The organism is Pseudomonas sp. AP19, from assembly GCF_001728855.1.
GTDB lineage: Bacteria > Pseudomonadota > Gammaproteobacteria > Pseudomonadales > Pseudomonadaceae > Aquipseudomonas > Aquipseudomonas fluorescens.
Map to the genome: position 1 here is coordinate 98891 of NZ_LXJP01000001.1, position 25556 is coordinate 124446.

Annotated in this window: 25 protein-coding genes and 1 pseudogene; 5 read left to right on the top strand and 21 right to left on the bottom strand. The window is 60.6% G+C overall.

The window, feature by feature from the left end:
- Positions 1–135: 135 nt before the first annotated feature.
- From A7D21_RS36505 to ubiE, 11 genes and pseudogenes are all read right to left on the bottom strand, one after another.
- Complete coding sequence (locus A7D21_RS36505; RefSeq protein ID WP_371850828.1) at positions 136–1008, bottom strand: methyl-accepting chemotaxis protein; 873 nt, start codon at positions 1006–1008, stop codon at positions 136–138.
- A pseudogene (locus A7D21_RS36510) lies at positions 994–2052 on the bottom strand (methyl-accepting chemotaxis protein); the annotation flags it as partial. The pseudogene A7D21_RS36510 and the gene A7D21_RS36505, both read right to left, overlap by 15 nt.
- Positions 2053–2238: 186 nt before the next feature.
- Positions 2239–2946 (bottom strand): 16S rRNA (uracil(1498)-N(3))-methyltransferase, encoded by a 708-nt coding sequence (locus A7D21_RS00460; RefSeq protein WP_069550844.1) that lies wholly within the window; start codon positions 2944–2946, stop codon positions 2239–2241.
- Positions 2943–3734, bottom strand: coding sequence for a twin-arginine translocase subunit TatC (gene tatC / locus A7D21_RS00465; protein ID WP_069550845.1), 792 nt, complete (start codon positions 3732–3734; stop codon positions 2943–2945). Before tatC ends, A7D21_RS00460 begins: the two co-directional genes overlap by 4 nt.
- The gene (gene tatB, locus A7D21_RS00470) at positions 3731–4150 is read right to left on the bottom strand and encodes a Sec-independent protein translocase protein TatB (RefSeq protein ID WP_053253934.1); all 420 of its coding nucleotides are present in this window, start codon (positions 4148–4150) and stop codon (positions 3731–3733) included. Before tatB ends, tatC begins: the two co-directional genes overlap by 4 nt.
- A gap of 10 nt (positions 4151–4160) precedes the next feature.
- Positions 4161–4439, bottom strand: a complete 279-nt coding sequence (locus tag A7D21_RS00475; RefSeq protein WP_012721795.1) for a twin-arginine translocase TatA/TatE family subunit — start codon at positions 4437–4439, stop codon at positions 4161–4163.
- A 25-nt stretch (positions 4440–4464) separates the two neighbouring features.
- Positions 4465–4797: a phosphoribosyl-ATP diphosphatase gene (locus tag A7D21_RS00480; RefSeq protein WP_053253935.1), complete on the bottom strand. Its 333-nt coding sequence runs from the start codon at positions 4795–4797 to the stop codon at positions 4465–4467.
- Positions 4798–4799: 2 nt separating this feature from the next.
- Positions 4800–5192 carry a phosphoribosyl-AMP cyclohydrolase gene (gene hisI, locus A7D21_RS00485; RefSeq protein ID WP_012721796.1) on the bottom strand — a complete coding sequence of 131 codons (393 nt, stop codon included), beginning with the start codon at positions 5190–5192 and terminating at the stop codon, positions 4800–4802.
- A 41-nt stretch (positions 5193–5233) separates the two neighbouring features.
- Complete coding sequence (ubiB, locus tag A7D21_RS00490) at positions 5234–6838, bottom strand: ubiquinone biosynthesis regulatory protein kinase UbiB (RefSeq protein ID WP_053253936.1); 1605 nt, start codon at positions 6836–6838, stop codon at positions 5234–5236.
- The gene (locus tag A7D21_RS00495; RefSeq protein WP_053253937.1) at positions 6835–7458 is read right to left on the bottom strand and encodes an SCP2 domain-containing protein; all 624 of its coding nucleotides are present in this window, start codon (positions 7456–7458) and stop codon (positions 6835–6837) included. Before A7D21_RS00495 ends, ubiB begins: the two co-directional genes overlap by 4 nt.
- Positions 7458–8228: a bifunctional demethylmenaquinone methyltransferase/2-methoxy-6-polyprenyl-1,4-benzoquinol methylase UbiE gene (gene ubiE / locus A7D21_RS00500; protein WP_003171186.1), complete on the bottom strand. Its 771-nt coding sequence runs from the start codon at positions 8226–8228 to the stop codon at positions 7458–7460. Before ubiE ends, A7D21_RS00495 begins: the two co-directional genes overlap by 1 nt.
- A 144-nt stretch (positions 8229–8372) precedes the next feature.
- On the opposite strand from ubiE, the gene A7D21_RS00505 reads away from it, so the two are divergent.
- From A7D21_RS00505 to A7D21_RS00515, 3 genes are all read left to right on the top strand, one after another.
- On the top strand, positions 8373–8648 hold the full coding sequence (locus A7D21_RS00505) for a polyhydroxyalkanoic acid system family protein (RefSeq protein WP_053253938.1): 276 nt from the start codon (positions 8373–8375) through the stop codon (positions 8646–8648).
- A 105-nt stretch (positions 8649–8753) separates the two neighbouring features.
- A complete protein-coding gene (locus A7D21_RS00510; protein WP_053253939.1) occupies positions 8754–9176 on the top strand; it encodes a phasin family protein in 423 nt (140 codons plus the stop codon).
- A 12-nt stretch (positions 9177–9188) separates the two neighbouring features.
- Entirely contained in the window at positions 9189–10130 is a 942-nt protein-coding gene (locus tag A7D21_RS00515) for a phasin family protein (RefSeq protein ID WP_069550846.1), read from the top strand.
- Positions 10131–10300: 170 nt separating this feature from the next.
- On the opposite strand, the gene A7D21_RS00520 is transcribed toward A7D21_RS00515, so the two are convergent.
- The 10 genes from A7D21_RS00520 to A7D21_RS00565 all read right to left on the bottom strand — a co-directional run bounded on the left by A7D21_RS00520 (position 10301) and on the right by A7D21_RS00565 (position 23220).
- A complete protein-coding gene (locus A7D21_RS00520; RefSeq protein WP_053253941.1) occupies positions 10301–10921 on the bottom strand; it encodes a TetR/AcrR family transcriptional regulator in 621 nt (206 codons plus the stop codon).
- A gap of 27 nt (positions 10922–10948) precedes the next feature.
- Complete coding sequence (gene phaC, locus A7D21_RS00525; RefSeq protein ID WP_069550847.1) at positions 10949–12631, bottom strand: class II poly(R)-hydroxyalkanoic acid synthase; 1683 nt, start codon at positions 12629–12631, stop codon at positions 10949–10951.
- 88 nt (positions 12632–12719) lie between these two features.
- Positions 12720–13565: a poly(3-hydroxyalkanoate) depolymerase gene (gene phaZ, locus A7D21_RS00530; RefSeq protein WP_053253943.1), complete on the bottom strand. Its 846-nt coding sequence runs from the start codon at positions 13563–13565 to the stop codon at positions 12720–12722.
- Between the two features lie 175 nt (positions 13566–13740).
- Complete coding sequence (phaC, locus tag A7D21_RS00535; RefSeq protein WP_069550848.1) at positions 13741–15420, bottom strand: class II poly(R)-hydroxyalkanoic acid synthase; 1680 nt, start codon at positions 15418–15420, stop codon at positions 13741–13743.
- Between the two features lie 249 nt (positions 15421–15669).
- Positions 15670–16047 (bottom strand): gamma-butyrobetaine hydroxylase-like domain-containing protein, encoded by a 378-nt coding sequence (locus A7D21_RS00540; protein WP_053253945.1) that lies wholly within the window; start codon positions 16045–16047, stop codon positions 15670–15672.
- Between the two features lie 148 nt (positions 16048–16195).
- Positions 16196–17533, bottom strand: a complete 1338-nt coding sequence (hslU, locus tag A7D21_RS00545) for an ATP-dependent protease ATPase subunit HslU (RefSeq protein WP_053253946.1) — start codon at positions 17531–17533, stop codon at positions 16196–16198.
- A 36-nt stretch (positions 17534–17569) separates the two neighbouring features.
- Positions 17570–18100: an ATP-dependent protease subunit HslV gene (gene hslV / locus A7D21_RS00550; RefSeq protein ID WP_010563201.1), complete on the bottom strand. Its 531-nt coding sequence runs from the start codon at positions 18098–18100 to the stop codon at positions 17570–17572.
- A 257-nt stretch (positions 18101–18357) separates the two neighbouring features.
- Complete coding sequence (locus tag A7D21_RS00555) at positions 18358–19059, bottom strand: SPOR domain-containing protein (protein ID WP_053253947.1); 702 nt, start codon at positions 19057–19059, stop codon at positions 18358–18360.
- A gap of 1 nt (position 19060) precedes the next feature.
- Positions 19061–20797: an arginine--tRNA ligase gene (gene argS / locus A7D21_RS00560; protein ID WP_053253948.1), complete on the bottom strand. Its 1737-nt coding sequence runs from the start codon at positions 20795–20797 to the stop codon at positions 19061–19063.
- A gap of 203 nt (positions 20798–21000) precedes the next feature.
- Complete coding sequence (locus A7D21_RS00565; RefSeq protein ID WP_069550849.1) at positions 21001–23220, bottom strand: primosomal protein N'; 2220 nt, start codon at positions 23218–23220, stop codon at positions 21001–21003.
- Positions 23221–23580: 360 nt separating this feature from the next.
- Between A7D21_RS00565 and rpmE the strand changes: the two genes are divergently transcribed.
- Together rpmE and A7D21_RS00575 are read left to right on the top strand one after the other, a co-directional pair.
- Positions 23581–23811: a 50S ribosomal protein L31 gene (rpmE, locus tag A7D21_RS00570; protein ID WP_017738861.1), complete on the top strand. Its 231-nt coding sequence runs from the start codon at positions 23581–23583 to the stop codon at positions 23809–23811.
- A 288-nt stretch (positions 23812–24099) separates the two neighbouring features.
- Positions 24100–25368: a malic enzyme-like NAD(P)-binding protein gene (locus tag A7D21_RS00575; RefSeq protein ID WP_053253950.1), complete on the top strand. Its 1269-nt coding sequence runs from the start codon at positions 24100–24102 to the stop codon at positions 25366–25368.
- The last annotated feature ends 188 nt before the right edge of the window (positions 25369–25556 follow it).

Here is a 25556-nt window from a genome sequence, read left to right on the forward strand (position 1 = left end):
GTCCGGCTGACAGCGGCCAGGGAAGTTGAAACGCTACTTTTATTCGGCGCTAGGTGTGTAATCCACGACCTGAAAAGCGCGTAGGAAATTTCACAAGCTGTGAGGGCGACGGCCATGATGGCCGTCGCGACGGGATCAAACCTTGAAGCGGCCGACCAGGGTTTGCAGGTAAATCCCCAGGCGCGCCAGTTCCGCACTGGATGCAGCGGTTTCTTCACTGGCCGAAGAGGTCTGTTCAGAGACATCACGCACATTCAGTACGCTGCGGTTGATCTCTTCGGCCACGGCACTTTGTTGCTCGGCGGCGGTAGCAATCTGCGAGTTCATCGCCTGAATGGTCGAAACCGTACGCGTGATATTACCCAGTGCGTTACCGGCACGCCGGGTCAGCTCGACGCTGCTGTCGGTCAGGCCACGGCTGTTGTCCATGATGGCCGCGACCTGCTGGGTGCCGCTTTGCAGGCCGACGATCAGTTCTTCGATCTCTTCGGTGGACTTCTGGGTGCGCTGGGCCAGGCTGCGTACCTCATCGGCCACCACGGCAAAGCCACGTCCGGCTTCACCGGCACGCGCCGCTTCAATGGCGGCGTTGAGTGCCAGCAAGTTGGTTTGCTGGGCCACCGATTTGATCACGTCGAGCACGCTGCCGATCTTGTCGCTTTCGCGTTTCAGATGGCCCATGGCCTCGGTGGAATTGCCGACCTCGGTGGCCAGGCGCTCGATCTGGGCGATGGCTTCGCCGACCACCTTGTCACCCTCGCGCGCCTGCTGATCCGCCGCGACAGCCGCCTCCGAGGCTTCCTCGGCGTTGCGTGCCACTTCTTGCACAGTGGCGGCCATTTCATTCATGGCGGTGGCCACCTGGTCGGTCTCGATCTTCTGGCTGTTGACCCCGGCGCTGGTCTGCTCGGTCACGGCGGACAGTTGTTCGGCGGCGCTGGCGATCTGGGTGACGCCTTCGCTGATGCCTCCAATCAGCGTGCGCAGCCCGAGGGTCATGCTTTGCATGGCGCGTTGCAGTTGGCCCAGTTCGTCCTGGCGCGTGGAGTTCAGGTTGTGGCTCAGGTCGCCGGAGGCGACGCGCTCAGCGACATTGAGGGTCTGGTTCAGCGGAATAACGATCTGACGGGTGATGGCCCAGGCGGCGACGATGCCGAAGATCAGCGCCAGCACGGTGGCCAGCAGCAACAGTTGCTTGGCGTGTGCGGCATCGGCATCGCGCACGGCAGTTTGGGACGTGGTGAGTTTCTCACTGTGGCCCAGCAGGATATCGCCTTGGGCGATCATGATTTTCAGGGCCGCAGCGCTGGCGACCTGGGAGTCGCGGTATTGGCTGACGGCGCCGCGGTAGGCCTGCAGGGAGGTGCTGGCCTCTTGCAGGTTGGCCTGATACTGGGCCGGCAATTGGCCCTGGAGTTCGGTAATTTTCTTCAGGGCATTGTCGATAGCGTCCAGGGCCGGCTGTTCGGCCTCCGTCTTGCCGCTGTAGGTGTAGCCGCGAACCTGGAAGCGTGATTGCTGGATCAGCTTGCTCAGATCGACCACGCTGTTGAACTGCGTGATGCTATCGCCTTGCAGCAAGGCGGCTTCGATCTCCTTGATCTTGGCCACGGCGTTGTCGGCGGTGTCGCCGAGCTTGCTGCGGGCGCCTTCGCGCTTCAGACCCGCCTGCACCATGGTGGCGAAGGCCTTTTTGTATTGGTTCAAGGCCTCCAGTTGCTGTTCTACCAGGGCCTTGTCATCGGGTTGCTCGATCAGGGTTTGGGCCGTTTTCAGGCCGGTGTCCAGCTGCGTGAGCAGGCCGGTGACCGCGTCCGTGCCCTGTTCGCCGCGACGCATGTCAAAGTCCAGACGCGCCAGGCGCAGGTCTTTGGTCAGGCCGTTGAGGCTGGAGATGAAGCCCAGTTTGTCGCCGCGATTGATCACATCGCCCAGGCCGGTCCAACCCGTGAAGGTGATCAACAGCGTCAGGACCAACACCAGGCCAAAGCCAATGCTCAGCTTGCGATTGACGCTCACATTCCCGAGTTTTTCGGCTAACCAACGATACATACGGCGAACTCCCTTTGAACAAGGCTTGGACTTATTCAGAGGCTATCGGCAGCGTAGGAAGATTCTGTAGCGACGCCAATCCACTGTGGGAGCGGGCTTGCTCGCGATAGCGGTGTACCAGTGGCAGATAGTCTGACTGATCCACCGTTATCACGGGCAAGCCCGCGCCCACAGGGTTTGGCGTTGTTAGAAGAGGCGGGCGAGCAGGGCGGTGACGGCGGTTTCTACGCGCAGGATTCGTGCGCCAAGTTGCACCGGTTGCAAGCCGGCCTTGGCCAGCAGGTCCACCTCGTAAGGAATCCAGCCACCTTCCGGGCCGATGGCCAGGGTCACAGGCTCATCCAGGCCACGCGGGCAGGCCGGGTAATCACCGGGATGGCCGATCAGGCCCAGGGTGCCGTCGGTCATGGCGGGCAGGCGATCTTCGACAAACGGTTTGAAGCGTTTTTCGATAATGATGTCGGGCAGGACGGTGTCCCGTGCCTGTTCCAGGCCAAGGATCAGTTGCTCGCGAATCGCCTCGGGCTCTAGAAACGGAGTTTGCCAGAAGCTCTTTTCAACCCGGTAACTGTTGACCAACACCACCTTCGGCACGCCCATCGCGGCCACGGTTTGCAGCACCCGGCGCAGCATCTTGGGGCGTGGCAGGGCGAGCAGCAGGGTCAGCGGCAGCTTGGCCGGCGGCGGTTGTTCAAAGCTGACTTGCAGCTCGGCTTCGCTGGCTTCCAGGCGCAGCAGTTGCGCATTGCCCATCAGCCCGCCGATACGCCCGACGCGCAGGTTGTCACCCACCGCAGCGCGGTGGACTTCCTGCATGTGCACCAGGCGCCGATCACGCAATATGACCCGGTCGGCCGCGATAAAGTCGGCCTCTTCAAGCAGCAGCAGGTTCACGGCTGCGTCGCAGGCGGCTGGTCGTCGTCGACGGGTTGGTCATCCGGGTGGTCGCCACGCTTGCTGATCAGGCTGCCAAACAGGATGCCGATCTCGAACAGCATCCACATCGGCACGGCCAGCAGGGTCTGCGAGAAGATGTCCGGCGGCGTAAGGATCATGCCGACCACGAAGCAGCCGATGATGATGTACGGGCGGATTTTCTTCAGGTATTTGACGTCGACCACACCGATCCACACCAGCAGCACCACGGCCACCGGGATTTCGAAGGCCACGCCGAAGGCGAAGAACAGCGTCATCACGAAGTCGAGGTAGCTGGTGATGTCGGTCATCATCTCCACGCCGGCCGGGGTGGCGGCGGCGAAGAATTTGAAGATCAGCGGGAACACCAGGAAATAGGCGAAGGCCATGCCGGTGTAGAACAGCAGGATGCTCGACACCAGCAGCGGCACCGCGATGCGCTTCTCATGCTTGTACAGGCCCGGTGCGATAAAGCCCCAGATCTGATGCAGGATCACCGGAATCGCCAGGAACAGCGAGACCATCATGGTCAGCTTCAACGGCGTCAGGAACGGCGACGACACGTCGGTGGCGATCATCGTCGCGCCGGCCGGCAGGTACTGGCGCAGCGGCGTGGAGACGAAGGTATAGATTTGCTGGGTAAAGGCGAACAGCCCGGCAAAGATGATGAAGATGGCCGCTACGCAACGCAGCAGGCGGGTACGCAGCTCGGTGAGGTGCGAGACCAGCGGCATGTGATGGTCGTCTTCCGGTTTATCAGCGCTCATGGGGCTCGCGGCGGCAATGTAGGGTCATGGGGAGCGGGCGACGCAACGGGCGTCGGCGCTGGCTCGGTCGGGGTGTGAGCGGGCGGCGTGGGGGTGTGTTCCACCACCGGCGCAACGTCGGCCACGGGCGGTGGCGCGATGCTGTGCTCGGCCGGTTTGGTCGGCTCTTGCACCGGCGACAGAATCTTCCGCGCTTCCTGCTCCAACGACAGAATATGTTCGTTGTGCAATTGGCGGCGGATTTCGTCGGCGCCGATTTCCCGTTCAACTTCCTGTTTGATGGCGTTGAAACTGCGTTTCAGGCGCCCGATCCAAAGGCCGGCCGTGCGTGCGGCACCGGGCAGGCGTTCCGGCCCCAGTACCAGCAGGGCCACGAGGCCGACGAGGAGCAGTTCAGAGAAGCTGATACCAAACATTAGTCAGTGCTCACGAGTCTTTGCGGGTCGGCTCTTCGACTTTTTCAGCCTGCACGTCGAAAGTCCGACGCTCGGTGATCGGCTGGGTCGCCTGCGGGTGCACAGGCTGGGCCGGAGGTACCGGGTTGACGACCGGGTCAGCGGGCTTTTCATCATCGTTCATGGCTTTACGAAAGCCCTTGATCGACTCGCCCACGTCGGTGCCCAGGTTCTTGAGTTTCTTGGTGCCGAACACCAGAACGACCACCACGAGAATGACGATCCAGTGTTTCCAGTCAAAAATGCCCATGCTGCAATTCCTCTGTAAAAGTTATTCAGGCGGACGGGCGCGAGGCCTTTTCGACGTGCCCGGACAAGCCGAAGCGACGGTCCAGTTCATCCAGCACGGCCTGTGGATGCTGCCCCAGTTGGGCGAGCATGACCAGGCTGTGGAACCATAAGTCAGCGGTTTCGTAGATCACATCGCTGCAATCACCGCTGATCTGTGCGTCTTTGGCGGCGATGATTGTCTCGATGGATTCTTCGCCGAGTTTTTCCAGAATCTTGTTCAGGCCCTTGTGGTACAGGCTGGCGACATAGGAGCTGTCGGCGTCCGCGCCTTTGCGGTCTTCCAGCACTTGGGCCACACGGTTCAGGGTATCGCTCATGTTCAATGTCCTGCCGAGTAAATGGCGTGCGGGTCTTTAAGCACCGGTTCCACAACCTTCCATTCGCCATTCTCGAACACGCGATAGAAGCAGCTGTGACGGCCGGTGTGGCAGGCGATGTCGCCGATTTGCTCGACCTTGAGGATCACCACGTCGGCGTCGCAGTCGATGCGCATCTCGTGCAGGGTTTGCACGTGCCCGGACTCTTCGCCCTTGCGCCACAGTTTGCCACGCGAACGTGACCAGTAAATGGCGCGCTGCTCAGTGGCGGTGAGGCTCAGGGCCTCACGGTTCATCCAGGCCATCATCAATACGCGCCCGGTCTTGTAGTCCTGGGCAATGGCCGGCACCAGGCCGTCACTGTCCCACTTGATCTCGTCCAGCCAGTCTTTCATGTTCGGCTCCGGCAATTTGCGACAGTGTATAACCGGATGGGTTATCGACGCACGATCAGATAAACACCCACGGCGACCATGATGCCCGCCGGCCAATGCCCCAATTGGTTCAGCGGCCCGCCAATGGCCAGCATCACGCCGCCGACCAGGTGCGCAGCGCCCAGCAGGCGCAGGAACCAGTCGTCCTTGCGCGTTTGCCAGGGCGGCGCAGGGTCTTTGGCGTGGGGTTGTGACATGCGCTCCAGCAGGTCGCGGGTCATGTTGGCCAGGTGCGGCAGTTGCTCCACTTGGCTTTGCAGGTTGCCCAGCAGGGTTTTCGGGCTGACGCGCTCGCGCATCCAACGTTCGAGGAACGGCTGCGCGGTATTCCACAGGTCGAGGTCCGGGTACAACTGACGGCCCAGGCCTTCGATGTTGAGCAGGGTCTTTTGCAGCAATACCAGCTGCGGCTGCACTTCCATATTGAAGCGGCGCGCGGTCTGGAACAGGCGCATCAGCACCTGGCCGAATGAAATATCTTTTAACGGTTTTTCAAAGATGGGTTCGCACACCGTACGGATCGCCGCTTCGAATTCGTTGAGCTTGGTTTCCGCCGGCACCCAGCCCGAATCAATGTGCAACTGCGCCACGCGGCGATAGTCACGCTTGAAGAAGGCGAACAGGTTACGCGCCAGGTAATCCTGGTCTTCCGGGGTCAGGCTGCCGACGATGCCGCAGTCGATCGCAATGTACTGCGGGCTCCACGGGTTCACGGTGCTGACAAAGATGTTGCCGGGGTGCATGTCGGCGTGGAAGAAGCTGTCGCGGAACACCTGGGTGAAGAAAATCTCCACCCCGCGTTCGGCGAGCATCTTCATGTCGGTGCGCTGGTCTGCCAGGGTGGCGAGGTCGGTGACCTGCACGCCGTAGATGCGCTCCATCACCAGCACTTTCGGGCGGCACCAGTCCCAATACACCTGGGGCACGTACAGCAGGGGCGAGCCTTCGAAGTTGCGCTTGAGCTGGCTGGCGTTGGCGGCTTCGCGCAGCAGGTCGAGTTCGTCGTAGATGGTTTTTTCGTAATCGGCGACCACGTCCACCGGGTGCAGCAGGCGCGCATCGGCAGAGAAACGTTCGGCGGCGCGGGCGAGGATGAACAGCCACGCCAGGTCCTGGCCGATGATCGGCTTGAGGCCCGGGCGAATCACCTTCACCACCACTTCTTCGCCGGTCTTGAGCTGCGCGGCGTGCACTTGTGCGACCGAAGCCGAGGCCAGTGGGTCGATGTCGAAGCGGCTGAACACTTCGCTGATCTTCTTGCCCAACTGCTCTTCGATCAGCTTCATCGATTGCTGGGAGTCGAAGGGCGGTACGCGGTCCTGCAAGAGCATCAGTTCGTCGGCAATATCTTCCGGCAGCAGGTCGCGCCGCGTGGAGAGGATCTGCCCGAATTTGATAAAGATCGGCCCCAGGTCCTGCAACGCCAGGCGCAGGCGCGCGCCACGGCTCAGCTCCAGCGGCTTGCGCGGGAACCAGCGCCACGGCAGTACATAACGCACCGCCAGCAGAAACCACGGCAAGGGCAGGGCGAACAGCAGGTCATCGAGGCGGTAGCGGATTACGACGCGCTGGATACGAAACAAACGGCGGACGGCGAGCAGCTTCATGCGTTATCGCTTGGATCAAGGGACCGGCTCAGGCGCTCGAAGCGCGCCTCAAGGCGTTCCAGGTCGATTTTGGCCTTGTCGAGTTCGCGAAAGCGCGCTTGCGCTTCCCGTTGCCCAACCAGGGTGCGCGATTCTTCGCTCAGGTATTCGGCGAGGTTCTGGTTGAGGCTGGCGAACCCCTGCTGGTACCAGCGCGAGCGGCTGCGCAGGTGCCCGCTGATCAGCTGGGTGGCGACGGGGCCGATCCAGCGCGACAGCTCGTATTCCCAATCCAGTTCCAGGTCTTGCAGCACGGCGGCCAGGTCCATCAGCACCGCGCTGTCGCCTTCCAGCTCCACTTCTGGGCTGTGCAGGATGGCGGTTTTATGGCGACTCAGCGCCAGGTGCAACAGGCTCGACGCCGGCGCACGCAGGGTGCAATCGGCCTCGGCGGCCCAGGCGCTTGCGAGCAGCAGGCCTTCATCGCTGGGCAGGATAAACAGCTGCAAGGCGGGGCTGCGGCAATCGACGGCAATGATTTTGCCGTTCAAGTGCGCGAGCCGCGCCAGGGCGGTGCTGTCCAGGCGCAGCACACGGTTGAGGCCGTGTTCAACGCTGGCGAGAAGACCGGCGAACAGCATCAGGGCTTGATACCGCGATGCAGGGCGACGATACCCGAGGTCATGTTGTGGTAAGTCACGCGGTCGAAACCGGCTTCTACCATCATCGACTTGAGGGTTTCCTGGTCGGGGTGCATGCGGATCGATTCAGCCAGGTAGCGGTAGCTTTCGGCGTCGTTGGTGATCAGCTTGCCCATCAGCGGCATGAAGGCGAACGAGTAGGTGTCGTAGACCTTGGACATCAGCGCGTTGGTCGGCTTGGAGAACTCCAGTACCAGCAGGCGGCCGCCCGGCTTGAGTACGCGCAGCATCGAGCGGATCGCGTCCTCTTTATGGGTCACGTTGCGCAGGCCGAAGGCGATGGTCACGCAGTCGAAATGGTTGTCCGGGAACGGCAGCTTTTCCGCATCGGCCTGGACGAACTCGATATTGCCGGCCACACCTTTATCCAGCAGGCGATCGCGGCCGACCTTGAGCATCGAGCCATTGATGTCCGCCAGCACGACCTGGCCGGTAGGGCCGACGAGCTTGGAAAATTTGGCCGCCAGATCGCCCGTACCGCCGGCGATATCCAGCACGCGGTTGCCGGTGCGTACGCCCGACAACTCAATGGTGAAGCGCTTCCACAGGCGGTGCATGCCGCCCGACAGCACGTCGTTCATCAGGTCGTACTTGGCGGCTACGGAGTGGAACACCTCAGCGACTTTTTCCGCTTTCTGGCTTTCCGGGACGTTCTTGAAACCGAAGTGAGTGGTGGGTTCGGCATCGCTGCCTTTGCGCTGATCAGTCATATCGCTGTCACCAAAAGAGAATGCGGGACATGATAATCCCCAAGGCCTGCTTTGTCTTGGCAAGGCTGAAGGTAAGATAGACGGTCACCGAGACCTTTTGCCGCATGGCAGGTGTTCCAGTCGCTATAAAGAGGAGTCATAGCAATGGCCCGTATTACCGTTGAACGTGCACACACCCTGGGTAAGGACGGCGCGCGCGCGAAGGCCGAGAAGTTGGCGAACAAACTCAAGGAGCAATATGGCCTGGAGCCATCGTGGTCCGGCGATACCTTGAACCTCAAGCGTTCGGGGGTTAAAGGCACTGTGTTGGTTGCGGATGATTCGTTGCGTATTGATGTGGAACTGGGACTGTTGATGTCGGCCATGAGTGGCACTATCAAGTCTGAAATCGAGAAGGCCCTGGATAAGGCATTGGCCTGATCGCTGTGTTCTTAGGGTGCCGATTCTAATTTTTCACCCTACTTTGTGCCCAAGCCCTCAACTCCTGCGGGCCGTTCCTCGACCCTAATCTGCGTGAGGTGCACCATGGCCAAAGTTATTTTGAAGAAAAAAATCGACGTTCAGTCTACCGCCCTGAGTGACGTTAAAAGCTATGCCCGCAAGATCTGGCTGGCGGGCCTTGGTGCCTATGCCAAGGTCGGCAGCGAGGGTGCCGAGTACTTCAAAGAGCTGGTTAAGTCTGGTCAACATGTTGAAAGTAAAGGTAAAAAAGTTGTGGTTGAACAACTTGATGCCGCCAACAGTCAGATTGACCAAGTAAAGAGTAATGTCTCAAGCGTCAAAGGCCTGGTTGAAGTTCAACTGGATAAAGTTGAAAAAGCTTTTGACACGCGTGTTGCAAGTGCCTTGAATCGAATCGGCATTGCGTCTAAACATGACGTTGAGACACTCTCTGCTAAGCTCGAAGAGCTGACGGCATTGCTAGAACGTGTCGCGCGTAAACACTAAGGAGACATCGGGATGGCTGTTAAAAAGACTACTCAGAAAGAAGGCAGCTCGTGGATCGGGGAAGTTGAAAAATATTCCCGTAAAATCTGGCTTGCTGGTTTAGGCGTGTACTCGAAGGTTAGCAGTGACGGCGGCAAATACTTCGAGACGTTGGTCAAGGACGGCGAGAAGGCCGAGAAGTTGACCAAGAGCACAGTCGGTAAAAAAGTAGAGGCGGCAAAAGCGAGCGCCGGTTCTGCGAAATCGAGCATTTCGGATACCTGGGGCAAGTTGGAAGAGACTTTCGACAAGCGTCTCAACAGTGCTATTTCGCGATTGGGCGTGCCCAGCAAAGCGGAACTGAAGACGCTGCACAGCAAGGTCGATACCCTGACCAAGCAAATCGAAAAACTCACCGGTGCCAAAGTGGCCCCGGCTAAAACGGCAGCCGCTAAACCTGCTGCCAAGCCTGCCGCGAAAACCGCCGCTGCCAAACCCGCTGCGAAACCCGCGGCCAAGCCACTGGTTAAAGCGCCAGCCAAGCCGGCGGCCAAACCTGCGGCTAAAGCGGCTGCCAAGCCTGCGGCAAAAACCGCTGCTGCCAAACCGGCCGCCAAGTCGGCAGCCAAGCCAGTGGCGGCGAAAACCGCTGCCAAGCCAGCGGCTAAACCTGCAGCCAAGGCAGTCGCCAAACCGGCCGCGAAGCCAGCCGCTAAAACTGCAGCGGCAAAACCCGCTGCTGCAGCAAAAACCGCAACAGCAAAACCTGTGGCTGCCAAGCCAGCGGCAAAACCAGCCGCCGCCAAGAAGCCCGCGGTCGCGAAAAAGCCCGCAGCGCCAAAGCCTGCCGTCGCGGCCAAGCCCGCAACCCCAGCGCCAACCGCGTCGACAGCCAACTCGGTGTCCGCGCCGACGCACGCTGCTACTGCCCCGACTGTCACGCCGGCAACGCCGACGTCATCCAGTCAGTCCTGATTTTTTCAGGGCACAACAAACGCCCGGCCTGTGAAGGTCGGGCGTTTTTTTGCGACTTTATGAACACCTCAAATCCAATGTGGGAGCGGGCTTGCCCGCGATGGCGCAGTGTCAGTCACATTGAAATTGGCTGATCCACCGCTATCGCGGGCAAGCCCGCTCCCACATGTTCAATCCAGATCATCCAGGTATTTCAGTGCGAACCGCTCGGTCGCCTGTCGCGCCGGCAACAGCAGATGCGGCGCCACCAGCATCATGATCTGGTACACCACCACCCGCACTTCGCCTTCACGGTCGAGAATTCGCTGGTAATCCAGGGAAAACAGCAAGGTCAGGGTGATTTGCTCCACCAGTTGCCCCAATGCTTGGGTGTCACTGACCAACTGCCCGGCTGCCTTCAACCGCGCAAGCAACGAAGCCAGTGTTCGCTTGAGCGCCGTGAGCAAGTGACGAATGCCCTTGGCCAGCTTCGGCAGCCGCCCAGCAAGGTTCGACAGGTCCTGAAACAGAAACCGGTAATGGGCCATGCGCTCGACGATCAGGTGCAGGAATAACCAATAATCCTCGGCCTTCAACTGCGCATCCGGCGGTGGGTCGAGCAGCGGTGCCAGCTCGTTCTGAAAGCGCTCGAACAGCCCGAGCACCAACGGTTCCTTGCCATGGAAGTGGTAGTAGAGGTTGCCGGGGCTGATCCCCATTTCATTGGCCACCTCCATGGTCGACACGTTCGGTTCGCCCTTGTGGTTGAACAACTGCAGGGCACATTCAAGGATACGGTCGCGGGTCTTCATCCAGTCTTCTTAATGTGATCGTTGAGCTCAGCGCACTCGCACATAGGTGCCCGGCGCCGCTTCCATCGGTGGGTAATTCTGGTTGCCCAGGGCGGTCAGGGTTTCGCGCTGCACGCCGGAGCGTTGTTGAATCCACGCCAGCCACTGCGGCCACCAGCTGCCTTCGACGTGGCTGGCGTCGTAGTACCAGGCGCGTGGGTCGCTGCTCAGCTTGGGGTTTTCGACGTAGTTGGCCTTGGGATTGCCCGGCGGGTTGAGGATGCTCTGGATATGCCCGCTGTTGGAGAGTACGAAGCGCCGCTCGCCGCCCAGCAATTGGGTGGAGCGATACACCGCGTCCCACGGTGTGATGTGGTCGTTGATCCCGGCCACGCTGAAGCTGTCCACCGTGACCTTCTGCAAATCGATAGGCGTGCCGCACACTTCCAGGCCGCCGGGGTGGCTCAACGGGTTGTGCTTGAAGAAGTCCAGCAAATCGCCATGCAGCGCGGCGGGCAGCCGCGTGTTGTCGTTGTTCCAATACAGGATGTCGAACGCTGGCGGTTCCTTGCCCAGCAGGTAGTTGTTGATCCAGTAGTTCCAGATCAGGTCGTTGGGGCGCATCCAGGCAAACACCTTGGCCATGTCGCGACCGTCCAGCACGCCTTGCTGGTAGGAGCGGCGCTTGGCGGCTTCCAGGGTTTGTTCATCGGCGAACAGGGTGGCGGGGCTGTCGATCTGGCTGTCCAGCAGGCTCACCAGGTAACTGGCGCTGGAAATGCGCCGTAGCTGGCGTTTGGCTTGCAGGTGGCCTTGCAGCGCGGCAATGGTCAGGCCGCCGGCGCAGGCGCCCATCAGGTTGACCTCGCGGGCGCCGGTGATCGCCCTGCACACATTCAACGCTTCTTCCAGCGCCGCCACATAGGTGGACAGGCCCCATTCACGGTGACGCACATCCGGATTGCGCCAGCTGACCATAAAGGTCTGCAGGCTGTTTTTCAGGGCGTACTGCACAAAGCTGTTGGCCGGGCTGAGATCGAAAATGTAGTACTTGTTGATTTGCGGCGGCACGATCAGCAGGGGCTTGGCGTACTGTTTTTCGCTCATGGGCTTGTATTGGATCAGCTCCAACAGCTCGTTGCGAAACACCACTGAACCCGGGGTGGTGGCGACAGTCTTGCCCACTTCAAAAGCGTGTTTGCTGACCTGACTTGGCAAGCCATTGTTGTGCAGTAAGTCGTTGAACAGGTTGCTCACGCCGCGCACCACACTGTTGCCGCCTGAGTTGAGCAACTCCTTGATGGCCAGTGGGTTGAGCAGCGTATTGGAGGGCGAGACGGCATCGTTGAACAAGGCGAATGCGAAGTGCGCACGGGCTCGATCATCTGCGCTCAAGGCGCTGTCATCGATCCAGTGGCGGGTCTGTTTCTGCCAACTCAAATAGGCTTGCAAGCTGCGTCGATACAGCGGGTTGAGCTTCCAGGTGGGGTCAATAAAGCGCGCGTCGTTAGGGTTGGGCTCGTGCACGGTTTCGCCCAGCAGGACGCGGCCCAGCTGGCCGCTCAGCGCCAGCGCGTGACGCGCGGTATGCACCGGGTTGCGCAAGCCGTGACTTGCGACGCTGCGCAGGGTTGCCAGCAGATCCCGCCCCCTGAGGCCAGTAATCGCATTTTGCGCATTGATGAACGCGGCAGGGATGGGCGCCGGGTTCGTCACGGGTCTTTCTCGCATGAGCCAACACTCCTTCGTCAAGGCAACAACAGGCACGCCAATTCAGAACCATAGTCGGTTCTCGGCAAGTTGCGCGGCGGTGCAGTCCTTACACCGCCGGTCGCGGGTGAATCACAGCCCGCAGGCGCTCCTCCTCGAGAAACTTCATGATGATCGGCGCCACGGCTTCGGCCCGGGTGATCAGGAACAAGTGGCCGTCATCAATGATGTGCAACTGTGCATTGGGAATACGCCAGGCGAGCATGCGCATGTTGATCAGTGGGATCAGCGGGTCGTCGTCCCCCGCCAGCACCAGGGTGGGTTGGCGGATCTTGTGCAGCCAGTGAATGCTCGTCCAGCCCAGCCCCGCGAACAGCTGCCAGTAGTAACCCAGCTTGCCGGCCGAGCGCACTTTGCTGGCGTGCTCGGCGGCCAGTTTTGAATCGCGGCGGAACGAGCCGCCATAAATCATTGGCGCAATGCGCACCACATGGGACGGCTGGATATAACGCCGGGGGCTGGCCATGAGCCACAGCACCTTCGGCTTGCCCGGCACCATGAACGCCCCGGCCGCGGTGGCCGCCAGGATCAGCTTCTTGCAGCGCTCGGGGTAGTCATACGCAAATTGTTGCGCCAGCGCCCCGCCCCAGGACACACCAACGGCGTTCACCTGGCCGTAGTCGAGGTAATCGAGCATGCGTGCGGTAAGTTTGGCCAATCCTGGAAATCGATAGGGCCGTTTGGGCGTCGAGGAGCCGCCTACGCCCGGCACATCGAAGGCGATCACTTCCAGGTCCGGGTCCAGCGCCTGGACGAACGGAAACACCAGCTCAAGGTTGGCGCCGATACCGTTGAAAATCAGCAGCGGCGTCAAGTGAGGCTTGCCCGGGCGCACCGCCGTGCGGATGGTCTGGCCATCCAGGTCGATGGTACGGAAGATGAACGGTTGCGGCATGCTCAAGCCCTGTGAAATGGCGCGATATTTCCCTGTCGGAACCCGATCAATGTGGGAGCGGGCTTGCTCGCGAAAGCAGTGTGTCAGTTGATGCATTCGGTGGCTGACACACCGCCTTCGCGAGCAAGCCCGCTCCCACAGTTGACCGCATTCCAGCTACAAAACAGTGTTTCGTTTATCGTTCGTGTACATAAGTACCCGGTGCAGCCTCAGCTGCGGCATAAGCCTTGTTACCCAAACTTGTAGGTGCTTTCTTCAATTTTCCCGCCCGCTCTGCCTGCCATGCCTGCCAGTGCAGCCACCAGGAGTCGGTGTGCTTGGTTGCATTTTCCTGCCACTCCAGCGGCTTGCCTGCCAGCCCATCGCTGGTCTGGTAGCGCGCCTTGGGGTTGCCAGGCGGGTTGAGAATGCTCTGGATATGCCCACTGCTGGACAACACGAACTCGACCTTGCCACCAAACAGCTGTGCCGACTTGTAGCAGGACTGCCACGGCGTGATGTGATCGTTGGTGCCGGCCAGCGAGTAGATGTCGGCGGTGACCTGCTTGAGGTCGATCGGCGTGCCGCACACTTCCAGAGCGTTGGCGCGCACCAGCGGGTTGTTTTTGAACAGCTCGATCAAGTCGCCATGGAAGGCAGCCGGCAAGCGCGTGGTGTCGTTGTTCCAGAACAGGATGTCGAACACCGGCGGCTCGTTGCCCAGCAGGTAGTTATTGACCCAGTAGTTCCAGATCAGGTCGTTGGGGCGCATCCAGGCAAACACTTTGGCCATGTCGCGGCCTTCCAGCACACCGGCCTGGTAGGAGTGGCGCTTGGCCGCCTCCAGGGTCTGCTCGTCGACGAACAGCGCCACCTGCGTGTCCAGCGTGGTGTCCAGCACACTCACCAACAGGGTCAGGGCATTGACCTTCTTCTCGCCCAGCGCCGCGTAGTGGCCGAGCAGGGCGGTGCAGGTGATGCCGCCGGAACAGGCGCCAAGCATGTTGATGTCTTTGCTGCCGGTAATCGCCGTGACCACATCGACCGCTTCCTTGAGCGCTTCGATATAGGTCGACAGGCCCCACTCGCGCTGGGCCTTGGTCGGGTTGCGCCAACTGACGATAAAGGTTTGCTGGCCATTGCGCAGGCAGAAGCGCGCCAGACTTTTCTCCGGGCTCAGGTCGAATACATAGAACTTGTTGATTTGCGGCGGCACCACCAGCAGTGGGCGCTCGTGCACCTGTTCGGTGATGGGCTTGTACTGGATCAGCTCCAGCACATCGTTGCGAAAGACCACGGCGCCTTCGGTGGTGCCCAGGGTCTTGCCCACTTCAAAGGCGCCCATGTTGACCTGGCTCGGCATGCCGCCGTTATGCACCATGTCCTTGGCCAGATGGGACAGGCCATCGAGCAGGCTTTTACCGCCGGTTTCAAAGAAACGTTTGACCGCCGCCGGGTTGGCCGCACTGTTGGTGGGGGCCATGGCTTCGGTCATCAGGTTGATCACGAAGTGGCCACGGCTGATGTCCTGTTCCGACAGGTTGCTGTCGGCGATCCAGTCGTGCAGTTCCTTGCGCCACGCCAGGTAGGTCTGCAGGTAGCGCTTATAGAGCGGGTTCTGACTCCACGCCGGGTCGTGGAAGCGGCGGTCGTCGCTTTCGGGCACCAGCGCGGATTTGCCGAACATCACGTTCTTCAATTCGATGCCAAAGTGGGCAACGTGTTTAACGCTGTGTAACGGTTGCTTGATGGCTTGGGTCAGCACCATCTTCGCCGAGGCTAATAAGTCCTTTTTGCGTAACGCGATGATCGGGTTCAGCCCCAGGGTGTTTTCCGAGGCCTGGCGTTTCAAGTCATCGTTATTCTTGTTACTCATCTACGACGCTCCATTGTCCGAAAGACGAGTACCGGCGATTGCTGCGCACCCAATTTCGATACACGACACCAGCCTGGTACTGCGACTCGGGTGACCGTAAATACCGCATCGTTAAATGCAGGGAACTTGCCAGTTCCATTGGTTACCCGAGTTTAATTTTTTTCGCAAGCGGGCCAATCGTTGACCACGCGACAGGGCATTCAAGCAGATGAAATTAGAAAATGCCCTCTAAAGAGCAAGAAGCCTGGGCTAGAGCATCAGCCGCACGACCGACTCACTCGGGTCGCGGGTTTTACCGGCAGCTTTGAGTTCCGCAAGATAGTCGGCCCACAGCGCTTCCTGGCGCACGGCCAATTGGTAGAGGTAGTCCCAGGTGAACAGTCCGCTGTCATGGCCGTCGTCGAAGGTCAATTTCAGTGCGTACTGACCGGCCGGTTCTACCTTGATCAACCGAACGTTGAGTTTGCCGAATTGCAGGATGGGTTTGCCGTGGCCCTGCACCTCGGCGGAAGGCGAGTGGGTGCGCAGCAGTTCGGCGGGAAGCTGGTAGACCTCGTCGGGCCCGTAGGTGAGGCCGAGGGTGTTGGAGGTTTTGTGCAGGTTTACAGCAGTGGGGAATTTTGACATTGGTGATGATCCTGAAGGAACCGGCTTCAAAATGTAGCAGCGGGCTTGCTCGCGAATGCGTTGTGTCAGTCAGCAGATCTGAGGCTGATACAGCACATTCGCGAGCAAGCCCGCTCCCACAGTAAAGCAAAGCGGTCCTGAGTGAGGCTTACAGGATATAACGAGACAGGTCTTCGTTCTGCGCCAATTCACCCAAGTGGCTGTTGACGTACGCAGCGTCAATCTTGATCGCTTCGCCATTCTGCAAGCCGGCCATGTCGCCGGCGCTGAAGGACACTTCCTCCAGCAGACGCTCAAGCAAGGTATGCAGGCGACGGGCACCGATGTTCTCGGTCTTCTCGTTGACCTGCCAGGCGATCTCCGCCAGGCGCTTGATGCCGTCCGGCAGGAACTCGATGGCCAGGCCTTCGGTTTTCAGCAGCTCACGGTATTGCTCGGTAAGCGAGGCGTGTGGCTCGCTGAGGATGCGTTCGAAGTCGCCCGGGGTCAGCGCCTTGAGCTCCACGCGAATCGGCAGACGGCCTTGCAGCTCCGGCACCAGGTCACTTGGTTTGCTCAGGTGGAATGCACCCGAGGCGATGAACAGGATGTGGTCGGTCTTGACCATGCCCAGCTTGGTGTTCACGGTGCAGCCTTCGATCAGCGGCAGCAGGTCGCGCTGTACGCCTTCGCGGGAGACATCGACGCCACCGGAGTTGCCGCGCTTGGCGACCTTGTCGATCTCGTCGATAAACACGATGCCGTGTTGCTCGACCGCTTCCAGGGCCTTGGCCTTGAGTTCTTCCTCATTGACCAGGCGCCCGGCTTCTTCGTCGCGCACCAGTTTGAGCGCTTCCTTCACCTTGAGCTTGCGGCTTTTCTTCTTGCCCTTGCCCATGTTGGCGAACAGGTTCTGCAACTGGCTGGTCATTTCTTCCATGCCAGGCGGTGCGGAGATATCGACGCCAGACACTTCGGCGACTTCGATCTCGATTTCCTTGTCGTCCAGCTGGCCTTCACGCAGGCGCTTGCGGAACAGCTGGCGGGTGTTGGAATCCGAGGCCGGTGCGGCGTCTTCGTTGAAACCCATGCGTGCCGGCGGCAGCAGGGCGTCGAGGATGCGCTCTTCGGCGGCGTCTTCGGCGCGATGGCTGACCTTGGTGACTTCCTGTTCGCGGAGCATTTTCAGGGCCGCGTCGGCCAGGTCACGGATGATCGATTCGACGTCGCGGCCTACGTAGCCCACTTCGGTGAACTTGGTGGCTTCGACCTTGATGAACGGGGCGTTGGCCAACTTGGCCAGGCGCCGGGCGATTTCGGTTTTACCGACGCCGGTCGGACCGATCATCAGGATGTTCTTCGGCGTTACTTCAACGCGCAGTTCTTCGGGCAGTTGCATCCGGCGCCAGCGGTTACGCAGCGCAATGGCAACGGCGCGCTTGGCATCGTCCTGGCCGATGATATGACGATTCAGTTCATGGACGATTTCGCGGGGAGTCATGGACATAGTGTTTGGCGGCCTCAAGCGGAATAAGCCTACGGCTTACTCGGCGAGGTCCTGCTCCTCAATGGTGAAGTTGTGGTTGGTGAACACGCAGATATCGCCGGCGATGCCCAGGGCAGTCTCGACAATCTCACGGGCCGACAGGTCGGTTTTCTTCAGCAAGGCGCTGGCTGCCGCTTGGGCGTAGCCACCGCCGGAACCCATGGCGATCAGGCCATGTTCAGGCTCAACCACATCGCCGTTCCCGGTGATGATCAAGGACGCATCTTTGTTGGCGACTGCCAGCATGGCTTCCAGGCGGCTGAGGGAGCGGTCGGTGCGCCATTCTTTAGCCAGTTCGACAGCGGCGCGAACGAGGTGGCCCTGGTGTTTTTCCAGTTGCCCTTCGAAACGCTCAAAGAGGGTGAAGGCGTCGGCGGTGGCGCCGGCAAAGCCTGCGAGTACCTGGCCGTGGTACAGGCGACGCACTTTTTTGGCGTTGCCTTTCATCACGGTGTTGCCAAGGGAAACCTGGCCGTCGCCGCCCATGACGACTTTGCCGTGGCGACGTACTGAAACGATGGTGGTCAAGGGTGAGTCTCCACGCAGCGGGGCGAAAATGCCCTGATGGAAACTCATATGGGGGTGGAGGGAGGGATTTCAACCGTAGGGGGTTATGGCGGACGAGTGGTGTTTATGGGTCCGACACACGTTTGAGCGCGCCCCGAAACCAAATGTGGGAGCGGGCTTGCTCGCGAATACGGTATGTCAGTCGCCGGAAATAGTGACTGATCTACCGCATTCGCGAGCAAGCCCGCTCCCACATGGGGCCTACTGTGTTCTCAGAATCAGCGGCTCTGGCGTTGTTGTAACAACAGGTTGCTAAAGCCCGCGCCGGCCAATTGTTTCTGCGCCACGGTCAGCTGTTCGCGGTTGCTGAACGGCCCGACCAGTACGCGATACCAGGTCGCGTCCTTCACGGTGCCGGACTCCACCGTCACCGCTTGGCCCAACAGAATGATCTGAGCGCGCACGCGATCCGCATCGGCCTGTTTGGGGAACGAGCCCGCTTGCAGGAAGAACTTGGTCACCGGCGCCGCCTTGGTCGTCGCGACGGGCGGCGGCGGTGGCGGGGTGATGCCGGCCAATGCGGCCTGGGCACGGGCTGTGTCGATTTTTGCGGCTTCCGCTGGGGTCACCGGCGTGGTCGGCACTTGCGGCGTCGGCAGGGTCTTCTCCGGCACGGCGTCGGGCGGCACGATCACTTCCGATTCCGGCAGCAGCGTATAGAAGTCGTATTTCGGCTTCACCGGTGCTGTAGGGCTAGGCGCAGTTTTGTTCGCTTCGGCCATTTTTGTGGCCTTCTGCTGCTCTTGCTTGACGCGTTTGACGTCGTCGCCCTTGCCGGGCTCCAGCTTCATCAGAATCACCACAAATGCGCCGACCGCCAGGCCGATAGCCATCCATAGCCAGCCCGGAATAGGTTTCTTCGCCGGTGCCTGATAGCGGCTGGCGCCGCGCTTGGGTGCAGGTTTTTTCTTGGCAGCCAACTTACATACGCTCCAGAGTTTCCAGGCCTAACAGTTCCAGGCCTTGCTTGAGGGTCCGTCCAGCCAATGCGGCGAGGCGCAGGCGACTTTGCTTTTGGGCTTCATCGTCGGCAGTGAGAATCGGGCAGTTCTCGTAGAAGCTGGAGAACAGGCCAGCGACTTCGTACAAATAGGTGCAAAGGATATGCGGCGTGCCTTTCTCGCCGACGCTGTTCAGCACTTCGCCGAATTGCGCCAGTTTGGCGGCCAGTTCCTGTTCATGGGGCGCTTCAAGATTGATCTGGCCTTCAACTTCGCTGAAGTCCTTGCCCAACTTGCGGAACACGCCGGCCACGCGGGTGTAGGCGTACAGCAGGTACGGTGCGGTATTGCCTTCGAAATTCAGCATCAGCTCGAAATTGAAGCTGTAGTCGCTGGTGCGGTGCTTGGACAGGTCGGCGTATTTCACCGCGCCAATGCCCACCACACGGGCGATGTTGCGCAACTCGGCTTCGGCCAGCTCCGGGTTCTTTTCCTTCACCAGGTTGTAGGCACGCTCCTGGGCTTCGTTCAGCAGGTCGATCAGCTTCACGGTGCCGCCGTCGCGGGTCTTGAACGGGCGGCCGTCGGCGCCGTTCATGGTGCCGAAACCCATATGCTCCATATGCATCGGGTGGGTGACGAAGCCCGCGCGGCGTGCCACTTCAAACACCTGCTGGAAGTGCAGGGCCTGGCGCTGGTCGACGAAATACAGGGCACGGTCGGCTTTCAGCACGCCGCTGCGGTAGCGCACGGCCGCCAGGTCGGTGGTGGCATAGAGGTAGCCGCCATCGGCCTTGACGATGATCACCGGCAACGGCTCGCCGTCGGCGGTCTTGAATTCTTCGAGGAACACGCACTGCGCGCCGTTGCTCTCAACCAGCAGGCCCTTGGCCTTGAGGTCGTTGACCACGTTGATCAGGTCGTCGTTGTAGGCGCTTTCGCCCATCACGTCGGCCATGGTCAACTTCACGTTGAGCAGTTCGTAGATTTCCTGGCAGTGCGACAGCGAGATCTCACGGAAGCGGCCCCACAATTCCAGGCATTCCTTGTCACCGGCTTGCAGCTTGACCACCAGGCCACGGGCGCGGTCGGCGAACTCTTCGGATTCGTCGAAGCGCTTCTTCGCGGCGCGGTAGAAATTTTCCAGGTCCGACAGTTCGTTGCTGGTAATCGGGTTTTCCTGCAGGTACGCCATCAGCATGCCGAACTGGGTGCCCCAGTCGCCCACATGGTTCTGGCGGATCACGTCGTCACCCAGGAACTCCAGCACCCGCGCCACGCCGTCGCCAATGATGGTCGAGCGCAAGTGGCCGACGTGCATTTCCTTGGCCAGGTTCGGTGCTGACAGGTCAATGGCCACGCGCTGCAACGGGCCGGCCTTGCGCACACCGATGTTGGCGTCGGCCAGGGCCGCATCCAGGCGCGAAGCCAGGGCCTGGGTGTTCTGGAAGAAGTTGATGAAGCCAGGGCCGGCGATTTCCGCCTTGGTCACGCTTGCGTCGGCCGGCAGTGCGGCAATGATTTTTTCCGCGAGGTCGCGTGGCTTCATGCCCGCAGGCTTGGACAGCATCATCGCGATGTTGCTGGCGAAGTCACCGTGGGTCTTGTCGCGGGTGTTTTCCACCTGGATCGCCGGCGTCAGGCCTTCAGGCAACACACCTTCGTTGACGAGTTGGGTGAGGGCTTGTTGGATCAGCTGGCGAATGGTGTCTTTCATGGTGTTCTCTTTCGACCGCAAGCGGCGGCGCGCGATGCGCAGGTGGAAAAACTGGGCATTATCCGTGGCGAGGGCGGGCTTGCCAACCGTTCAGACGGGTTGGTAGACCTGCGGGCCTCATCGCGGGCAAGCCCGCTGCCAGATTTTAATGGATGAATATTTCTACAGGTGGGCGCTGGCCGCCTGCAATCAGGCGGTTTCTGTCAATACAGGTCCACCGGGTCCACATCCAACGACCATCGCACTTGCCGGCCGCTGGGCATTTGCTCCAGGGCAAGCAACCAGCTACTTAATAGCCGATGCAGCGGTGCACGGGATGATGCCTGCAAGAGTAGCTGAGCACGGTAGCGCCCGGCGCGACGTTCCATGGGGGCGGGCACCGGGCCGAGCAATTCGATGCCGGTCAGACCCAGTTCGCCGAGTAACCGTTCGGCGGCACTGCACGCTTCATCCAGAAAGCCTTCGGCCTGCCCGGGTTTGTGCGCTTCAGCGCGCAGCAGGGCCAGATGAGAGAAGGGCGGTAAACCGGCCGAGCGGCGTTCGCTCAGCGCTTGTTCGGCGAAGGCAAAATAGCCTTGTTCGGTCAGCTGTATCAGTAGCGGATGGTCGGCCAGGTGGGTCTGGATAATGACTTTGCCCGGTTCTTCGGCGCGCCCCGCACGGCCTGCGACCTGCACGATCAACTGCGCCATGCGCTCGCTGGCGCGGAAGTCTCCGGAAAACAAGCCACCGTCGGCATCCAGGATCGACACCAGCGTGACACGTGGGAAGTGGTGCCCTTTGGCAAGCATCTGCGTGCCGACCAGAATGCACGGCTGGCCTTTCTGGATGGTGGCGAACAGCTGGTTCATCGCGTCTTTGCGCGAGGTGCTGTCGCGGTCGACCCGCAGCACCGGGTAATCCGGGAACAGGATGCCCAAGCGCTCTTCGGCGCGCTCGGTGCCCGCGCCTACCGGGCGCAAATCGACTTTGCCACACTGCGGGCAGTGGCGCGGCACACGCTCGACATGCCCGCAGTGGTGGCAGCGTAACTCGCCGTAGCGTTGGTGCACGGTCATACGCGCATCACAGCGTTCGCACTCGGACATCCAGCCGCAGTCATGGCACAACAGCGTCGGTGCAAAACCGCGGCGGTTGAGAAACACCAGCACTTGCTGGCCGGCGGCAAGGGTCTGGCCGATGGCTTGTTGCATCGGCCCGGAAATCCCACTGTCCAGCGGGCGGCTTTTTACATCCAGGCGCAGGAAACGTGGTTGCTTGGCGCCACCTGCGCGCTCATTCAAGCGTAGGAGCCCGTAACGGCCGGTGTAGGCGTTGTGCAGGCTTTCCAGCGAGGGCGTGGCGGAGCCCAGCACAATCGGGATGTTTTCCTGGCGTGCGCGCACCAGCGCCAGGTCGCGGGCGTGGTAGCGCAGGCCTTCCTGCTGTTTATAGGAGCCGTCGTGCTCCTCGTCGATGATGATCAGCCCGGGGTTTTTCATGGGCGTGAACAGTGCCGAGCGGGTGCCGATAATAATGTCGGCCTCACCGTCCCGCGCCGCCAGCCATGACTCCAAACGCTCACGGTCGTTGACCGCCGAGTGCACCAGGGCGATGCGCGCGTTAAAGCGTTGTTCGAAGCGCGCCAGGGTTTGCGGGCCCAGGTTGATCTCGGGGATCAACACCAGCGCCTGTTTACCGGCCTGCAGGGTTTCGCGGATCAGTTGCAAATACACTTCGGTCTTGCCGCTGCCGGTGACGCCAGCCAACAGAAACGCATGAAAGGTATCGAAACCGGCGCGAATGGCTTCATACGCCGCGCGCTGCTCGGGGTTCAGCGGCAGTTCGGGCTGGGCCAGCCAGTGGTCGTGGCGCGGGTCCGGCGCGTGCTTGCGGATTTCCACCTGCACCATGCCCTTGGCCAGCAGCAGGTCGAGGCTGTCCTTGCTCAGCATCAGCTTGCTTAACAGCTGGTGGGCCACGCCGTGCGGGTGTTGTGCCAGGGTCGCCAGGGCTTCACGCTGGCGCGGCGCGCGGGCGATGCGTGGGTCGTCGAGGCGCGCACCGGGCACCATCGACCAAAAGCGTTCCTGGCGCGCTTCGGCCAGTTCGCCCTGGCGCAACAGCACCGGCAGCGCCCAGCTCAGCGTGTCGCCCAGGCTGTGCTGGTAATACTGGGCGGTCCACAGGCACAGTTTGAACAAGGCGGGCGGCAGCGGTGGTGTGGCGTCGAGGATGGCCAGTGCCGGCTTGAGCTTTTCGGCGGGCACTTCGCTGTGATCGGCGACTTCGATCAGGATGCCAATCATCTCCCGGCGGCCAAACGGCACACGCACGCGCATGCCTGGCTGCAACTGCGCCCGCAGCACGCCGGCCGGCGCCCGGTAGTCGAACAGGCGGCGCAGGGGCGAAGGCAGGGCTAGGCGCAAAATGGCGTCGGGCACGCGGGGAGTCTCATCTAAAGGCAGGCAGTGGCGCAGGGGCGGGAGCCTAGCAGACCTGCTGTGGGGGTGTCCCGCGTTGTTCGGAATACGGCAGCCCAACTGTGGGCGCCGGGCTTGCCCGCGATGGCGGCTCGGCAGTCGCTGGATGGGGTGCCTGAGATATCGCGATCGCGGGCAAGCCCAGTGCCCACATGGACGGTGGTGTGTGGGGTTTTTTCTGATGAAAGGGGCCTTTATAGGGGTAAACCACAGGAAGTGCGGCTTGCGCGTTTAGAAAGGTCTGGTAGAATCCGCGGCCTAATTACGTGCGGTATTCGACAATAGTGTCGAGTGGCGGCACGCTAGCCCGAGGAAGTCACCATGAAAGCCGATATCCATCCAGCGTACGAAACCATCGAAGTAACCTGCAGCTGCGGCAACAAGTTCGAAACACGTTCGAACCTGTGCAAGCCACTGGGTACTGACGTATGCAACGAGTGCCACCCGTTCTACACCGGTAAGCAGAAAACTCTGGACACCGGCGGCCGTGTACAGCGCTTCGCAGATCGCTTTGGTGCTTTCGGCAAGAAGGCTGCTACTCCAGCGGAGTAAGCCTCAAAAGCCTTTTGGGCTTTTGTCAGCTGTTGAAAAAGGCGTCCCTTGTGGGCGCCTTTTTTGTGCCTGTGATTTGGCGATGCGCGGTTAAAAGCGATTGTTGAGAAAAAATTGTAGACATTTTTTAAGTTGATTGTGAACAGTTGAGCCCTTGTATCCCGTGGCTCTTGGCCGAAAGTCTTAGCGCAGGGCCCTTGACACCTGTGACTGCCCAGTCTTGTAGGGACTTTGCGACACGCGTATCCTCGGCGGTCCGTCGACCAACAGTAAAAGCGGAATGCCGATATGTCTGATTTGAAAACTGCCGCTCTCGAATATCACGCCCATCCTCGTCCAGGAAAGCTGAGTGTAGAGCTCACCAAAGCCACTGCCACTGCCCGCGATCTGTCGCTGGCCTACAGCCCTGGCGTTGCCGAGCCCGTACGTGAAATCGCCCGCGATCCTGAACTGGCGTACAAGTACACCGGCAAAGGCAACCTGGTTGCAGTGATTTCCGATGGCACCGCGATTCTCGGCCTGGGTAACCTTGGCCCATTGGCTTCCAAGCCAGTCATGGAAGGTAAGGGCGTGCTGTTCAAGCGCTTTGCCGGCATCGACGTTTTCGACATCGAAGTCGATTCCGAAAGCCCGCAAGCTTTCATCGACACTGTAAAGCGCATCTCCATCACTTTCGGTGGCATCAACCTGGAAGACATCAAGGCACCTGAGTGCTTCGAGATCGAAAAGGCCCTGATCGAACAGTGCGACATTCCTGTATTCCACGATGACCAACACGGCACCGCGATCGTTACTGCGGCCGGCATGATCAACGCCCTGGAAATCGCTGGCAAAACCCTGGCTGACGCTCAGATCGTCTGCCTGGGCGCTGGTGCTGCGGCCATCTCCTGCATGAAGTTGCTGGTGAGCATGGGCGCCAAGCTGGAAAACATCTTCATGGTCGACAGCAAGGGCGTTGTTCAGTCCGAGCGTACCGACCTGAACCAGTACAAGGCGATGTTTGCCCACGCGACCGAGAAGCGCACCCTGGCTGACGCCTTGAACGGTGCAGACGTGTTCGTTGGCCTGTCCGGCCCGAACCTGCTCAGCGCCGAAGGCCTGAAGTCCATGGCGGCCAACCCGATCGTGTTCGCCTGCTCCAATCCGGATCCGGAAATCTCCCCGGAACTGGCGCACGCCACCCGTAACGACGTGATCATGGCCACTGGCCGTTCGGACTACCCGAACCAGGTCAACAACGTATTGGGCTTCCCGTTCATCTTCCGTGGTGCCCTGGACGTTCGCGCCAAGCGCATCAACGAAGAGATGAAAGTAGCGGCCGCCAACGCCCTGCGTGAACTGGCCAAGCTGCCGGTGCCGCAGGATGTCTGCGATGCCTACGGTGGTGCCCCGCTGGCGTTCGGCCGTGAGTACATCATTCCGAAACCAATGGATAAGCGCCTGATCACCCTGATCTCCGATGCCGTGGCTAAAGCCGCCATCGAGACCGGTGTGGCCACCCTGCCGTATCCGAAGCACTACCCGCTGCAAAGCGTGGATGATGTGTTCAACGGCTAAGCGGTTGTAGCGCACCAACAAAAAGCCCCGGCTCTCACGAGTCGGGGCTTTTTTGTGGCGATTCGCTTGGGCCTAGTGGGGCTCCAAGGGTGGGAGCGGGCTTGCTCGCGAACGCGGTGGGTCAGTCGCCAGGTTCATTGACTGACCCACCGCGTTCGCGAGCAAGCCCGCTCCCACATTGGATCTGC